The 15,017-nt window shown below is 69.4% G+C and carries 15 protein-coding genes; 7 read left to right on the top strand and 8 right to left on the bottom strand.

Translation table 11 applies throughout. The features are described from left to right. Positions 1–20: 20 nt before the first annotated feature. Genes LQV39_RS20760 through LQV39_RS20745 form a run of 4 tightly spaced genes read left to right on the top strand, consistent with a single transcriptional unit; the run spans position 21 to position 2,892 of the window. Positions 21–482, top strand: coding sequence for a MarR family winged helix-turn-helix transcriptional regulator (locus tag LQV39_RS20760; protein ID WP_230028708.1), 462 nt, complete (start codon positions 21–23; stop codon positions 480–482). Between the two features lie 4 nt (positions 483–486). Then, the gene (locus LQV39_RS20755; protein WP_230028596.1) at positions 487–1,341 is read left to right on the top strand and encodes an enoyl-CoA hydratase family protein; all 855 of its coding nucleotides are present in this window, start codon (positions 487–489) and stop codon (positions 1,339–1,341) included. Position 1,342: 1 nt separating this feature from the next. Further along, positions 1,343–2,500, top strand: coding sequence for an acyl-CoA dehydrogenase family protein (locus LQV39_RS20750; RefSeq protein ID WP_230028594.1), 1,158 nt, complete (start codon positions 1,343–1,345; stop codon positions 2,498–2,500). Beyond that, positions 2,500–2,892, top strand: a complete 393-nt coding sequence (locus tag LQV39_RS20745; protein ID WP_230028592.1) for a RidA family protein — start codon at positions 2,500–2,502, stop codon at positions 2,890–2,892. Before LQV39_RS20750 ends, LQV39_RS20745 begins: the two co-directional genes overlap by 1 nt. A 40-nt stretch (positions 2,893–2,932) precedes the next feature. On the opposite strand, the gene LQV39_RS20740 is transcribed toward LQV39_RS20745, so the two are convergent. The 8 genes from LQV39_RS20740 to LQV39_RS20705 all read right to left on the bottom strand — a co-directional run bounded on the left by LQV39_RS20740 (position 2,933) and on the right by LQV39_RS20705 (position 9,728). After that, on the bottom strand, positions 2,933–3,562 hold the full coding sequence (locus LQV39_RS20740; RefSeq protein WP_230028590.1) for a PEP-CTERM sorting domain-containing protein: 630 nt from the start codon (positions 3,560–3,562) through the stop codon (positions 2,933–2,935). A gap of 150 nt (positions 3,563–3,712) precedes the next feature. Next, positions 3,713–4,978 (bottom strand): cyanophycinase, encoded by a 1,266-nt coding sequence (locus LQV39_RS20735; RefSeq protein ID WP_230028588.1) that lies wholly within the window; start codon positions 4,976–4,978, stop codon positions 3,713–3,715. 110 nt (positions 4,979–5,088) lie between these two features. Then, positions 5,089–5,964: an EamA family transporter gene (locus LQV39_RS20730; protein WP_230028586.1), complete on the bottom strand. Its 876-nt coding sequence runs from the start codon at positions 5,962–5,964 to the stop codon at positions 5,089–5,091. Further along, the gene (locus tag LQV39_RS20725) at positions 5,961–7,193 is read right to left on the bottom strand and encodes an MFS transporter (RefSeq protein ID WP_230028584.1); all 1,233 of its coding nucleotides are present in this window, start codon (positions 7,191–7,193) and stop codon (positions 5,961–5,963) included. The genes LQV39_RS20730 and LQV39_RS20725 overlap by 4 nt, the downstream gene beginning before the upstream one ends. Positions 7,194–7,234: 41 nt before the next feature. Next, on the bottom strand, positions 7,235–7,897 hold the full coding sequence (locus tag LQV39_RS20720; RefSeq protein ID WP_230028582.1) for an HD domain-containing protein: 663 nt from the start codon (positions 7,895–7,897) through the stop codon (positions 7,235–7,237). Continuing rightward, on the bottom strand, positions 7,878–8,564 hold the full coding sequence (locus tag LQV39_RS20715) for a ribonuclease HI family protein (protein ID WP_230028580.1): 687 nt from the start codon (positions 8,562–8,564) through the stop codon (positions 7,878–7,880). The genes LQV39_RS20720 and LQV39_RS20715 overlap by 20 nt, the downstream gene beginning before the upstream one ends. A gap of 77 nt (positions 8,565–8,641) precedes the next feature. Beyond that, entirely contained in the window at positions 8,642–9,190 is a 549-nt protein-coding gene (locus LQV39_RS20710; RefSeq protein ID WP_230028578.1) for a YXWGXW repeat-containing protein, read from the bottom strand. Positions 9,191–9,500: 310 nt separating this feature from the next. Next, complete coding sequence (locus tag LQV39_RS20705) at positions 9,501–9,728, bottom strand: hypothetical protein (protein ID WP_230028576.1); 228 nt, start codon at positions 9,726–9,728, stop codon at positions 9,501–9,503. Between the two features lie 196 nt (positions 9,729–9,924). Between LQV39_RS20705 and LQV39_RS20700 the strand changes: the two genes are divergently transcribed. The 3 genes from LQV39_RS20700 to LQV39_RS20690 all read left to right on the top strand — a co-directional run bounded on the left by LQV39_RS20700 (position 9,925) and on the right by LQV39_RS20690 (position 15,007). Beyond that, on the top strand, positions 9,925–13,044 hold the full coding sequence (locus tag LQV39_RS20700; RefSeq protein ID WP_230028574.1) for a penicillin-binding transpeptidase domain-containing protein: 3,120 nt from the start codon (positions 9,925–9,927) through the stop codon (positions 13,042–13,044). Between the two features lie 89 nt (positions 13,045–13,133). Beyond that, entirely contained in the window at positions 13,134–14,429 is a 1,296-nt protein-coding gene (locus LQV39_RS20695; protein WP_230028572.1) for a hypothetical protein, read from the top strand. Next, positions 14,426–15,007, top strand: coding sequence for a hypothetical protein (locus tag LQV39_RS20690; protein ID WP_230028570.1), 582 nt, complete (start codon positions 14,426–14,428; stop codon positions 15,005–15,007). Before LQV39_RS20695 ends, LQV39_RS20690 begins: the two co-directional genes overlap by 4 nt. Positions 15,008–15,017: the final 10 nt, after the last annotated feature.

Here is a 15,017-nt window from a genome sequence, read left to right as displayed (position 1 = left end):
AGGGGGAGGCCGCGCCGGACATGACCGCGCGCCTGACCGGCGAGCACCACCAGGCCCTCAAGCTGTGGCTGCGCATGCTGTCCTGCACGGTGCGGGTAGAGGACGCGATCCGCAGCCGCCTGCGCACCACCTTCGGCATCACGCTGCCGCGCTTCGACCTGATGGCGCAGCTGGAGCGCGAACCGGAAGGCCTGCGCATGGGCGAGCTGTCGAAGCGCATGATGGTCACCGGCGGCAACGTCACCGGCATCGTCGACCAGCTCGAACGCGAGCAGCTGGTGGCGCGGGTGCCGGACCCGCTCGACAAGCGCGCGTCGATGGTGACGCTGACGCCGGCCGGGCGCGGCGCCTTTGCCGAGATGGCCGCGGTCCACGAAGGCTGGGTCGCCGAGCTTTTCGCCGACATACCGCCTGCGGACAAGAAAAAGATGATATCGCTGCTCGACACCATGAAGCAGCACCTGAACGACAACAAGGAGTAAGACCATGCGACACTTAGCCGGAGAGCCGCATACGCTGCCGCGCAACCGCAACAACCTGGCCGGCTATCGCGCCGAGCATTTCCTGTACGAGGTCGCTGACGGCGTCGCCACCATCACCCTCGACCGCCCGGAACGCAAGAACCCGCTGACCTTCGAGTCCTACGCGGAACTGCGCGACCTGTTCCGCGCGCTGGCCTACGCGGACGATGTGAAAGCCGTGGTCATCGCCGGTTCGGGCGGCAATTTCTGCTCGGGCGGCGACGTCCACGAGATCATCGGCCCGCTGACCAGGCTGGACATGCCCGGCCTGCTGGCCTTCACCCGCATGACCGGCGATACCGTCAAGGCCATGCGCGCCTGTCCGCAGCCGATTATCGCGGCAGTGGATGGCGTGTGCGCCGGCGCCGGCGCCATCCTGGCGATGGCCTCCGACCTGCGCCTCGGCAGCACGCGCAGCAAAACCGCCTTCCTGTTCGCGCGCGTCGGCCTGGCCGGCTGCGACATGGGCGCCTGCTCGATCCTGCCGCGCCTGATCGGCCAGGGACGGGCGGCGGAGCTGCTGTACACCGGCCGTTCGATGACGGCCGAGGAGGGCGAGCGCTGGGGCTTCTTCAACCGCCTGTGCGCGCCGGATGCGGTGCTGGCGGAAGCGCAGGCGCTGGCGCGCGGCCTCGCCGGCGGCCCGACCTTCGCCCACGGCATGACCAAGAAGATGCTGCAGCAGGAGTGGAACATGGGCGTCGACGAAGCGATCGAAGCCGAGGCCCAGGCCCAGGCCATCTGCATGGCGACCAACGACTTCCACCGCGCTTACCACGCCTTCGTGGCCAGGCAGACACCCCTGTTCGAAGGAGACTGAGATGGCTGACAAGTCCTACCTGCAGTGGCCCTTCTTCGACGGCCGCCACGCCGACCTTGAAGCGGCGCTCGACGGCTGGGCCGGCGATCACGTGCGCGGCGTGCATGGGCATGACGTCGACGCCGATTGCCGCCAGCTGGTGCGCCTGCTGGGCGAAGGCGGCTGGCTGCGCCATGCGATCGCCGGCGATGGAGAGGCGATCGACACCCGCGCCATCTGCCTGATCCGCGAAACGCTGGCGCGGCACAACGGGCTGGCGGATTTCGCCTTCGCCATGCAGGGCCTCGGCTCCGGTGCGATCAGCCTGTTCGGCACCGCGGACCAGCGCGAACATTATCTGCCGCGCGTCGCCCGCGGCGAGGCCATCGCGGCCTTTGCGCTGTCCGAGCCGGGTGCCGGCTCCGACGTCGCCGCGATGCAGTGCGCGGCCCGGCTGGACGGCGATGCCTATGTGCTGGACGGTGAGAAGACCTGGATCTCGAACGGCGACATCGCCGACTTCTACGTGGTCTTCGCCCGCACCGGCGAGGCGCCCGGCGCGCGCGGCATCAGCGCCTTCATCGTCGATGCCGGAACAAAGGGTTTCGAGATCGCCGAGCGCATCGACGTGATCGCGCCGCATCCGCTGGCGCGCCTGCGCTTCGACGGCTGCCGCATTCCGGCATCGCAGCGCATCGGCGAGGCCGGGCAGGGCTTCAAGGTGGCGATGGCGACCCTGGACGTGTTCCGCACCTCGGTGGCGGCGGCCGCACTCGGCTTCGCGCGCCGCGCCCTGGACGAAGCGATGGCGCACGCGACCTCGCGCCAGATGTTCGGCGGCGTGCTGTCGGACTTCCAGCTGACGCAGGCAAAACTGGCGCAGATGGCGACGCAGATCGACGCCAGCGCGCTGCTGACCTACCGCGCCGCCTGGCAGCGCGACCGCGGCGGCAAGGTGACCAGGGAAGCGGCGATGGCCAAGATGACGGCGACCGAATCGGCCCAGCAGGTCATCGACGCCGCGGTACAGATGTTCGGCGGCCTGGGCGTCACCAGCGGGCACCCGGCCGAACAGCTCTACCGCGAGATCCGCGCCCTGCGCATCTACGAGGGCGCGACCGAAGTGCAACAACTGATCATCGCGCGCGAACTGCTGCGCGAGGCAAAGGAATCGACGTGATGGACATACTCCAACCCCCGGGCTGGCCGCGGCCGCGCGGTTATTCGAACGGCGTCGCGGCGAGCGGCCGCCAGGTGTTCGTGAGCGGGATGATCGGCTGGAATGCCGAGGGCCGCTTCGAGAGCGACGATTTTGCGATGCAGGCGCGCCAGGCTTTAATGAACGTGGTCGCCGTGCTGCGCGAGGCCGGGGCGGGGCCGGAGCATATCGTCCGGATGACCTGGTATGTGGTGGACAAGCGCGAGTACCTGGCGGCATCAAGCGAGCTGGGGGCGGCTTACCGCGAGATCATCGGCAAGCATTATCCGGCGATGACGGCGGTGGAAGTCCGGGCCCTGATCGAGGATCGGGCCCGGATGGAGATCGAAGTCACGGCGGTGATGCCGGCCTAGAGCCTGGCGGCCGGGCCACCGCCTGCCGCGACGGCTGAGGTCAGCTGCGGCGTGCCTTGCGGCGGGCGCCGGCGACGCCTGCCAAGCCAAGCCCAAGCAGTGCGAGACTGGCCGGCTCCGGTACATCGGACGCGGCCTCCTGCACGACGAAATCCCTGCCGACGATATAGGCTTCGCTCAGGGTGAACCTGCTGATGTCGGCAGTGTCGCGGACGAAACCGTAGAATGCGCCGCCATTGGTCGCATTCGGTGTCGAAATATTCAGGTCGAAGCTTTCAAGCAGGACATCGGATGCATCGTAAATGGCGATCCTGGCCTGGCCGTAACCCGGAGCATAGTTCAACAGGCCGCCGAAACCCTTGACCGCGCTGCTGAACATGAAGCTCATGCTGTCGTTACCGCCATTCGTGCCGACCATGGGGGCACCGTTCCAGACACCGTTACTGGCCAGGCCATAGCCTCCTGTATAGCCGAACAGAGCGTCGGGATTGCTGGCGCCCCAGTCGATCGTACTGGTTACGACTTCCGGGCCTGGCCCTTGAGCGTTCACGCCCGGCAGTGGCACGGCGGTGCCGGTCATGGAAGTGACCACGGCGGCGCCTGCGCTTGCAGAGAAAACCAGTGCCGTCAGCAAACCGCCGGCGCTCGCCAATTTCAGGAGTTTGTTCATTGTTATATCCCTCGTGTTTTGATGCACTCGGTTAAGCAATAATTGTGCCTGAAATCAATTTCCTATGAGAATCAACGATTTGCCGGCGAGGCAGAGGGTGGCGCCGGATGTTCCGTAAAAAATTCCGACACCAATAGCGCCCGACTGGCATCAACGGATCGAACTACCCAGCACCGCACCGCCCGAAGCACCGTAGTAATACGGCCCGTTCAAGGACGATCCATCCGCATAGGTCTGCACCAGCTGCGAAGCCCAGTTCGACGTATTGAAAGAAGCATTCGCCTTGAAGCTGTACTGCGGCGCCGACGGGTAAGGCGAAGGCTTGCCCGGCTGCCCGCTCAGGCGGTACACCTGGATCCCGCTATTGGAAACCAGGGGCTGTTTCGCCGCGCATTGCGAAGGCGCCGCGGTATATTTGACGAAATAAGCCGAATTCTGCGCGGTATACAGCGAAGTCGTGTTCTCGGCGTTATACGGATTCACCGCCAGTTCCGCCTTGGCCGCGCCGGGTGCGCCGGAAATCAACACCGCCGTTTCCTCGTCGATACCGATCCCCGCCACATCGCCGTAATTCGTCACGCCGCCGGTGCAGCCATTGCCGATCCGCGCCACGAAGGAAAACAGCCGTCCCAGTCGGTCGCGCGTATTGAAATGCGAGTCGGTGATCATCTTGCCCAGCGTCGGCACGCTCACGAAAGGTCCCGTCTGCACGAACTTTTTCGAGGAGGTATTCAGCGGATCGATCGTCACGGCCCTGTCGAAGGGATTGCTCAGCGCCCCGGGCGTCTCGATCGAACCATTCAACGCGGCGAAGGCATACTGCCCCAGCATGGCAGTGCCGGCGCTGGTGCCCCCCACCGGAATGCCCGCGTTCACCGCCTTCTGGATCAAATTGGCCAGCGAGGTGCTTTGCCAGTAATTGTAGTAATCCGCCTGGTCGCCGCCGGCGATGAAGATGGCATTCGCCCGCCCGACCACCTTCAGCACCTGGGGATCTTCGGCCATGGCGCGGCTGGAAATCACCAGTGTTTCGACGGAACTGAGGCCGAGATCGATGCCGCCGACCATTTCGTAGCCGCGCGGCGAGCTCGTGTCGACCTGTCCGAGGCGGCTGTAGATGTAGGGGTTGTAGGCATCGGTGCCGGTCGCGCGGATGATCACGAAACGGCCGCCGGTCGCCGGCGTGATACCGGCGCGGGCGATCATCCAGCGGAAGGCTTCGCCGACGTCGTAGCCGCCGCCCACCAGCGCAATCGACGGACTGCAGGCTCCCTGGGCGCAGGACACCGGTTTGGCGGTGACATTCGCGGTTTCCGGATTGCCGAGATAGGAATAGGTCACCGCCTTGGCCGCCGTAGCGGTATTGGACGCCAGCAGGAAAGCCACGATGCACAGGGATGGATTACGGAATTTCATTGAACCTCCGTCGAAAGGAAAGGGCGTCACTGGGATTGCCGATGCAGGCCTGGAAACCTTAACAAATCCGGCTCATCCAAAATACACACATTTCCACAATCCGGGTGCGCTTAGGCCAGGCGCATGGCAATCGCGCCACAGGCGATCAGCCCGGCCGCCAGCAGGCGACCGCGGCCCACGTGCTCGCGCAGGACCAGCGCCGCGATTGCGGTGGCGAACAGGATCGAGCTTTCCCGCAGCGCGGCGATGGCCGCCACCGGCGCCAGTGTCATCGCCCACAGCGCAATGCCGTAGGAGCCGAGGGTGCTGACGCCGCCCACCGGCAGCAGCAGCGGCCGGGTTCTAGCCAGCGCCGCCAGCGCCTGCGTACGTCCGCGTGCGGCCCAGGCGAGGACCGCGACGCCCGTCAGCAGGAAGATCCACATCGTGTAGGCGGCCGGCGCACCCGAGCGGCGCACGCCGGCCCCGTCGATGAGGGTGTACAGTGTGATCACGCAGGCCGTCATCAGCGCGAAGACGGTGGCGCGCCGCTGGTTCCGCTTCGGCTGGGCGTGGTCCGTACGCGCCGCAAGGAGCATCGCGAGCACGCCGCCGCAGATCAGGCAGACCGCCAGCCACTGCGCGCCGCTCAGGTGCTCGCCAGTCAGCAGGCCGTTCGACAGCGCCACCAGCAGCGGTGCGCTGCCGCGCATCAGGGGGTAGGCGTGGCTCATGTCGCCGTGCTGGTAGGTTTCGATCAGCAGCAGGTAGTAGACGGTCTGGAGGAGGCTCGAGGCGGCGATGAAGGGCCAGCTGGCCGGCGCGGGCGCCGTCAACAAGGGTAGCAGCAGGCCGCTCGCCAGCGCGCCGCCGGCCACCACCAGCACCGTGGACAGCAGCGGATCGCCCTGGCCGGCGCGGCCCTTGACCAGCGCGTTCCAGGTGGCGTGCAGCAGCGCGGCGCCCAGCACCGCGGCGATCACATAGGGCGGTATGCCGGTGCTCACGCGTGGGCGTGGCTGCGGAAGTAGCGCCGCGCGACGACGATCGCCGCCGCCTGCATCGCCGCGCACAGGAAGAAGGGGCCGCCCAGGCGCCAGTCCTGCGGCGGCAGGTGGCTGGCGGCGCCCAGCAGCCAGGTGCCGAGCAGCGGCATCAGGATCACGCCCAGGCTGCCGACCGACTGCAGGGAACCCATCAGCTCACCCTGTTCGGCGCTGCCGCTGGTCTTCGAGATGATGCCCTGCAGGGCCGGTCCGGCGGCGAAGGCCAGCAGGTTACACAGGATGAAGACGTACATCATCCAGCCCTGGGTGGCGAGGGCGTACAGCATGTAGGTGATGGCGCCCGAGGCGAGACCCAGCAAGGACAGCCGGACTTCGCCGAAGCGCCGGATCAGCGCGGACAGCAGGCCGGCCTGCACCACGATGCTGGCGATGCCGACGCAGAACATGGCGATGCCGTTGTCGCGCGGCGTCCAGTCGAAGCGGAAGGTGGTGTACAGCACCCAGATCGACTGCAGCATCATCTGGGCAAAGGTGACCAGCGTGTAGGTGACGACCAGGCCGCGGATCTCGCGCCGGCGTACCAGCCGCGCCAGCCCGCCGAATGGGTGAATATCGGATAAGCGGAACGGCTTGCGCTGGCCGGGCGCCAGCGATTCCGGCACCGCGATCCAGCCGTAGACGAAGTTGGCGGCCGACAGGGCGGCGGCCACGTAGAAGGGCAGGTGCAGCGAGACGTTGCCGAGTAGGCCGCCCAGCACCGGGCCGCAAACAAAACCCATGCCGAAGGCGGCGCCGATCTTGCCGAAGCTTTTGGCACGGTCTTCTGGGCGCGTCACGTCCGAAGCATAGGCCGAGGCCACCGACATGCTGGCCGAGGAGGCGCCGCCGATCACGCGGCCGATGAACAGGCAGGCGAGGTTGGGCGCCCAGGCCGTGGCCAGGAAGTTGATGCACATGCCGCCCATCGAGTACAGCAGGATGGGACGGCGTCCGAGGCGGTCGCTGGCCGCGCCCACCATCGGCATGAACAGGAACTGCATCAGGCCGAACACCGCCGCCATCAGGCCGTACCACAGCGACTGCTGCTCGTTACCGTGGACGAATTCGCCGACCAGCGCCGGCAGCACCGGCACGATCAGGCCGATGCCCAGCATGTCGATGAACACGCAGATCAGGACGAAGTTCAGGTTGCCGGCAGAGGGCTTGGTGAGGGTCGCGCTATTGGCCATTCCCTAATGGTAGCACTGTGCGTGACAGATCCTGTCAGGAGTCAGCCGCCGCACCACTCGGCGGCAAAATCGTCGCGGAAGTCCATCAGCACTGCCAGGCGCCGCTCGCCCAGTCGCCGTCCGGCTTCGGTCTGCATCATGCCGGGCAGGCGCGCCAGCTTGACCATGATATGGTCGAGCGAATACGCCTGGTCGTCGAGCGGGCGGTCGAGGGCCAAGGGGTCGCTGCCGTGCGCAAGACCGCGCCCCATTTTTCCTGAGATGTAAAACATGCGCGCCAGCCCGACCAGGCCAAGCCCGTCGAGGCGGTCGGCGTCCTGCACGATCTGCGCTTCCAGCGTGCGTGCCGTGATCGCAGCGGAAAAACTGTGCGCTTCGATCGCATGGGCCAGCGCGTCCATTTTTTCAGCCGGGAAGCCGAGCGCCGGCAGGCGTTCGCGCGCCAGTTCGGCCGACAGGCGTGAGGCGGTGGCGCGGGCCGGGTCGTTCTTCGGCAGGTTGACCAGGTCGTGCAGGTAGCAGGCGGCCAGCACCACCAGCACGTCGGCCTCGGGATGGTCGCTCAGCAGGGATTGCGCATTGCGCCAGACCCGGTCCAGGTGGCTGGCGTCGTGGGCGCCGTCAAGGTCGCCGGCGGCGCATTCGAGGGCGAGGGCGGCCAGGCGGGTGCGCCAGGCTTCGAGTTCAGGGGTGTTCAGCTGCATCGATGTCAAGTGTGGGTGAATCGTCGAAGGCGCGCTGCGACAGCGCGTCCGCCTGGGTGTTCTTGTGGCGCGGGATCCAGCGCAGCGTGAGGCCGTCGATGCGGGCCATCAGGGCGCGCGCCGTATCGCGGTAGGCCTGCAGGGCCGGCGCGGCTTCGGCGTCCGGACCGGCGGCGTCGCCGATCACGACCTGGCTGTCGCCATACACGGTGAGGCTGGACACGCCGCGCGCGACTGCCGCTTCGAGCAGGGCGATGAGGGCGCGGTACTCCGCTTCGCTGCTGTTGCCGTAGCCGGCAGGCTGCGAGATCTCGACGCTGCCCTCCGGGCCTTCCAGGCGCGCGCCGATGCCGCAGCGGCCCGGATTCGGGCGTGCCGAACCGTCGAACCAGGCGCGCCAGGTGCTGGCCTTCCCCTCGTGGCGGCGGGCCTGGCGCAGGCGGGCCTGCTCGCGCAGGGCGTCGCGCGCGGCGCTGCGGCTGGCCTGGGCTTGCTGCTCGGCGGTGCGGGACTCGACCAGGGCGGCGAGCCCGGCCAGGCCGGCCTTGAGTTCGAGGGTGCGGCGCAGCGCCTGCTCGTCGCTGAGGCCCTGGGTGGCGGCCAGGCGCCGGCTGGCCGCGCGTTCGCCCTTGTAGGCGATCTGTTGAAGACGGTAATGCTCAATCATGCCGGCAGGATACCCGAAAATGCAGAAAGCGCCGGCAAAGCGGCGCTTTCGAGGGGGAGGGACTTGCCGGTCAAGACTTAACGGCGCCAGCCGTTGTCCGGACGACGGTCGTAGCGGTTGGGCACGCCGTCGCCGTCGCGGTCGCGGTCATAGCGGTTCGGGACGCCATCGCGGTCCTGGTCGCCGCGTCCGCCGCGGCGGCCGTGCTCGTAGCGGTCGGGGATGCCGTCGCGGTCGCGGTCGTGGCCGCGGCGCGCTTCGTAGCGGTCCGGGACGCCGTCGCGGTCACGGTCGCGGTAGCCGCGGTCGTAGCCGCCATAGGCGCTCCAGGCTGCCGGCCGCATGGCCCAGCCGCCGCGGTCCTGGTACCAGGTCGGCGCGTTGTAGACATAGCCCGGGCGTTCGGCAATCCAGTAGCCCGGCGCCCATACGTGGCGGTGGCCGTTCCAGTTCCAGTAACCCGGCGCCCACACATAGCCGTGGCGCGGGGCAGGGACGCGTTCGTACAGGGGCGCCGGCGGCGCGCTGCCGATGTAGAGGCTCACGTTGCTCGCGGCAAGCGAAGGCAGGGGAGCGGCGGCTGCGCCGGCGAGAATCAGTGCTGCGAGGGTAAGGGTGCGTTTCATGTTCGGTCTCCAGTCCAGTGCGGATCAAGATGCGTTTGCGACGATTCCACTATAGCCCGCTGTGCGGCGACTGTGCGTGCCTGAAAGACTCGCTTACATCTGAAACAGAATTCAGCCGTTCTGCGATGCCTGGGAACCACATGCATGTGGAAATGGTCGTACGGAATCCTGCGCGGCCGAGCGGGCGCTGGAAGAGGGACTGCGAGGGAGGTCAGACGGAGGAGGTAAGGCGGCGGAGCGGAGGCGGCAGTTCAAACGGCCGCGGGCAGGGTCCGGCAGGGGTGCCGGTGCCGCCCGCGGACGCCGGCGTTCAAATCCTGCTCCCGGCGCGCTCGGCTTGCAGCGAGGCGCGTTTTTCGGCGTCGGTCATGCGCTTGGCGGACACGTGCACGATCGGCATGTTCGGCTGGACGGCGACTTCGACCCGGGCTGGCACGCTGGCCTGTGCGGGCGGGATCGCATCGACAGCCACGCTGGCCACGCCGGCAACGCTGAGCGAAAACAGGAAGGCGGCTTCCATGTGTTTGAGGACGTTCATGATGTATCTCCTTTCGGTTGGGGTGGTAATTCGTGTTTCGATGTGAGCACTGTATCCAAGTGGACCTTTAGTCTCCAGCAGCTTGCGACAGGCCGTCAAAAAAGCGGCATGAAATGCGAAAAAGCGCGGCCGAAGCCATGCCTTTTCCGGCGCCCCCCGCTAGGGACGCTCGACAATGACGAGTGGGAGAGCGGGCATGATGGGGACGGTGTTCGAGGCCCTGGCGGCTGGACAGGCGCGCTGGCGGCGCGCGCGCAACCTGCGGGCGGGACAGGCAGGCGCAAGGCCGCGCACGCAGGCGCCGGCGCGCGCGATGCCGGCCGGCCCAAGCGCGCTGCGCTGGCTGGGCGCGGCCTGCTGCCTGCTGGCCTTGGCCGGCGCCGCTGCGATTGCCGTGCATGCCCGCTGGATCGCGGCCTCGGGCGAAGCGGCGGCTGCCGGCCCGGCCGGGCTGGCGGCGCTGCAGCCTGTGCTGGCGGGCGCCGCGTTCACGGTGCCGTCCGGGCCGGCGGCCGTGCTCGAGCCCCACGGCGATGCCGCGCTGCTGATCCTGTCCGGCCTGCGTCCCGAGCCGGCCCAGCGCATCGACCTGTGCAGCCAGATGCTGGAGCCGGCGCGCGGCCACCTGCTGCCGCTGCGGATCGGCTACCGCTTCGATGAGGTCGCGGCGCTGGCCGCCCGCAACGCCACTGCCGCCAGCCCGGTCGCGCTGCGCAACGTCGTGCTGGCGGATGAGGCCATGCCGCGCGTGCTGGTCAGCGGCAGCGCCGCGGCGCCCGCGCTGCGCTGGGAGGGCTATCCGGCGCGCTGGGCCGGCGATGCGGGCGCTTCTTTCTTCGCGGCCACGGCCGCCGGCCAGGCGCGGCTTGGCCGCCAGGGCTGGCTGCTGTGGGACCGGAAAGCCATGCGCATCCTGCGGCGCTCGAGCAGCGCCTGCGCGGTGGGCGAACTGGTGCTGCAGCTCTTCCGTCCATCGCCCACGTCCGGCACGCGCGCGCTGGTGCTGGCATTCCCGGTTGCGGGCGCGCCGGTGGAGGCCTGGCTGGCGCCGGGCGCTTACCGTGTGCCCCGGCAAGCTGCGCCGGCCATGGAAGACCAGCGGCTGTTCGACGCTTTGCTCGAGCATGGCCTGGTGCGTATGAAAGCGGACGGCCTGGCCGAGCTGGCCCCGCCCGACCTGGCGGCCTGGCGCACGCAGGGCCGCACCGGCTGGGATCAGGTGGACATGGGCGCCGATACCCAACGCCTGCTCGAGCGCCTCTACCGCCACGCCGATGGCGATTTCGTCCGCGAGCAGGTCCGCATCTTCAACAGCGAGCGCCGTCTGCTGGCCTGGCGCCTGCGTCCCTCGCCGGGCTTCGATGCGCTCAGCTGGCGGATCGAAGCCGCCGGTGCGCCGGCGCCGCTGGCCCGCGACCTGCCGGCGGCCGCGACCCGCCTGTTCGCGCGCCTTCCGCAGGGCTGGGGCGGCTGGCAGCGCGTGGCCGCCTGGCCGCTTGGCGGTGAGCGTGCCCGCCTGCGCCTGTCCCTGCCGGCGCCGGCGCGGGAGGGCGAGGCGCTGCAGCTGATGCTGGTCGGCCGCCTTGCCGGCGTCACGGGAGCACATCTGCGTTCCGCCACGCCGGCCTGCGGCGGCCGTGCCTGCACCGGCGCCGACGAAGTGCAAATACTCGACCTGGCGCTGGAGCAGGGCGCGCGCGAACTGGTCCTGGACGCCGCGCCGCTGGGCATGGATGCGCTGGCGGCGCCGGGCGATGCGCGCTACCGCCACCTGGTGCTCAAGGATGGCGCGCTCGCCTGGCAGCGGCTGCCGGCGGCGCAGGGACGGCGCGGCGGCGCGCAGGCCGAGGTCGCACTGGCGGATCGGCGCGGGCGCAACCTGTGGGTCGACGGCGCCCCCAGCGAGCCCGCGCGCCTGGCCGGGCTGGCGCCGCTGCTGGGCGTGCACGCCGGGCATGCCAACAGTGTGGCGGGCATGCTGGCGCGCCTACCGGGTGCCGGCAGCCACCGGGCCGCGCTGACGCTCGACCTCGAACTGCAGGCGCAGGCGAAGGGGGCGCTGGACTGCATCGCCATGCGCCGCGGCGCCTGGGATGGCCGGCGCTGCAGCGGCGGCGCCGCGGTCCCGGCCGGGCGCCAGGCCGGCATGGTGGTGCTGGATGCCTCCACCGGCGACATCCTTGCCGCGGCCGGCGCGGGCGCGGGCCAGGTCGATGCCGCCAACTGGGCGGAAGCGCGCGATTTCGACCGCATCGATCCGGCTGCCAGCCCGCTGCGTCTGCCGGCCTTCCAGCACGACGGCGGCGCCGAACGCAGTCCCGGCTCGACCTTCAAGATCGTCAGCGCCCTCGGGCTGGAGCTGGCGGCGCGCCAGGATCCACGCCTGGAAAGCCTGCTGGCGGGCGCGCCGCTGGCCGCCATCAACGCCGCCGCGGCCTCGCGCGGCTACGCCTTCCGCACCGATGCGCCCACCTATCCCTTCGACGGCCGCGCGCGCATCACGAATTTCCGCGACCAGGGCCTGGACCGGCGCGCCCAGGACGGCCGTCTCGGCCTTCAGCAGGCCCTGACCTACAGCCTGAACACCTGGTTCGCCTGGACCGGAGAACTTTCCGACCGCAGCCTGCTGGGTCGGTCCGAGGGCGGCGCGCCCGACCTGCAGCCCCTGAGCCCCGACGCGCTGGACCAGGTGCGGCCCATCGTCGCGATGGCGCGCCGGCTGGGCTTCGGCCAGGCGCTGCGGCTGGACGGCGGGCTGCTGCCGGCGGACTACGCCTGGTCCACCTGGGATGCGCTGCAGGCCAGCCCCAGCGGTATCGACCCCGTCCACACCCGCCACGAGCTGCGCCAGATGACGATCGGACTGCGCATGCAGGCCACGCCGCTGCAGATGGCGCTGGTGGCGGCCTCGGTGGGCGAGGGCAGGATCGTCACACCGCGCCTGCTGGCCAGCCTGGACGGGCGCGCGGCGCAGGCGTCGAAGGGGCCGGCACTGGACGTCCGGCTGGACCGTATCCGCGCCGGCATGAAGGGCGTGATCGATACCGGCACCGCCGCCGGCGCATTCCGTGGCGCCGAGCTGGCGGCGCTGCGCCCCGGCCTGTACGGCAAGACCGGCACCGCCCCGGTCGGCGACGGCGACCTGGCCACGGTCTGGTTCACCGGCTGGCTGGAGCCCGGCAGCCTGCCCGGCCAGACCCGGCGCCTGGCCTTCGCCGTGTTCGTCAGCCGCTCGGAAGAGACGGGCGGCGCCCATGCCGCGCCGGTGGCCGCCGCCGTGCTGCGCGCCATGCAAGGAAGCAAATGGACGCCGTAGCCCGAATAGAAGGGTGATTACCGTCCTTCAGCGCGCCTCGCTTTTGTGTTTGTATGGCATCATTTGCTGAACACACGAAAGAGGAAGGTATGCGTCTGCCGGGAACCCGGTACCAGGAGCCAGGTTGGGAAGAAGTGCGCAAGCTGTTGGGGCAATGCTCGCTGGCGGCCTTGCGCACCTGCGATCCCGTGCGCCTGTTCGATCCCGCCGCGCGTGAGGAACTCCTGGCCGACTACGTCGAGCTGACCGGCGAGCGCCTGCGCCAGGCCCGCCACAGCCCGCGCGCCCAGGCATCCGGCAACAGCTATGGCGACACCGTGCTGGAACTGGCGCTCGGCCTGCTCTACGAATTGCAGGCGCGCCGCGCCGACTGGGAAGCCTTTTGTACGGCCGCCGCGGCCGAGCATGCGCGCATCGAAGCCTTCTGGCGTGAGGCCGGCGGCGAAGCCCTGCTGCGCAAGAAGCTGAACGACATGTACGCGGTCCTGCGCGACAAGGTCGACGCCGACAATTACCAGGCCGCCTGCGGCCGGCCCTGCAGCCCGAACCGCATCTACGCCTACCGCATGCTTGACACGGCCTATGGCGACATCGCGCGCCTGTTCGCGGACTGGGAGCAGCACCGCGCCCAGGTCGGCGCCATCCTCGGGCGCGAGCTGCAGGGCACGCCGATCGAGGTCCGCCAGCTGCGCACGATCGCCGACTGCCGCCCCGAGTGGGTGATGCGCTGGAGCGGGACGCTCGAATCCTTTACGGGCAGCCCGGGCCCGCTGCACACCCGTTCCAAGCGCTTCGCCAGCCTGAAGGCAGCGCCGGACAAGATTTGTGAGATGCTGCGTGAGATCGGCGAGTACGAAGCGCTGTCCTCGAACCAGGACCGCGACTGGCTCCAGGACCGCGACGATGCAGCGCTGTGGATGGACGACTACTGGCGCGTGCTGCAGGAATCGGAAGAGGCGTCGACGCCCGGACCCGACCGCATCCTCGAAGCGCGCGAAGATGCGCTGGACGCCGGCGGCATGGCGGAACCCGAACGGGACTCAATTGAAGCGCCGGTCCACGACCCGCAACTGGAAGTGCTGGCCGCGGCCGTTTCACTCCCCCCCGGCTACATGCAGGCAGCGGGCGAGGCCGAGCAGCGCGCCGGCTGGGTGGCGCGCGAACTGGCCGGGGATGGCCTGATCGTCAGGCTGGCCGTGTATGCGAAGCTGCTGGGACCGGGCGACGAATCCTACCCGGACGCCTGGCGCGACTCGGCCAGCGGCCAGCTGCCGACCATGCAGCAGCTGGCCGGCCTGGCCCAGGTATCGCTGCCGACGCTGCGCAAGCGGCGCGACGCGGCGATCGCCCGCCTGGAGGCGGCAACCATGAGGAGAACGGGATGAACACGAAGACCGCAGCGCAATCCTCGCTGGCGCAGCGCGTGCAGGAAAGCCTGCTGCTGGGCCGGCGCGTCGAGGGCGACCGCCTGGTGCTGGCTGACGCCACCCTGCTGGCGGCGTTGGACGGCACGCGGCCGCTGACGGCGAACGAACGTGCGGCCCTGCAGGCCTCGCCGCTGACCGCAAGGCGCTTGCGCCAACTGGCGATCGAGCGCAGCGCGGCGCAGGCGGGCGAGGTGGCGATGCAAGGATGGCGCGGCAGCCAGGGCCGCCTGCGCGCGGCGAGCAGCGGCGAGATCGACGCCCTGCGCACCGACGACGGCTGGTTCACCCTGCACCTGGTCGCGGAAGGCAGCGGCTGGCGCACCATCCTGCAGATGGCCGCCGATGCGCCTTTCGCGCCGGCGCTGCTGGCCGCCCGCGCGCCGCTGCGTGTGCGGGACGGCGCCGGCCGCACGATCCTGGAAGGCCGGCTGGACGCGGATGGCGAATGCGAAGCGGCCTGGCCCTTCGCCGCCTCGCCGGCCAGCCATTTGCAGGCGCACGACGCGGCCTTCAGCGTCGAAGCGCTGCCTGGATGAGGACAGGATG

The sequence above is a fragment of the Massilia sp. Bi118 genome, assembly GCF_918697865.1.
Classification (GTDB): Bacteria; Pseudomonadota; Gammaproteobacteria; order Burkholderiales; family Burkholderiaceae_D; genus Telluria.
Note: the sequence above shows the minus strand (reverse complement) of the source record. Positions and strands in the feature narration are given on the sequence as shown.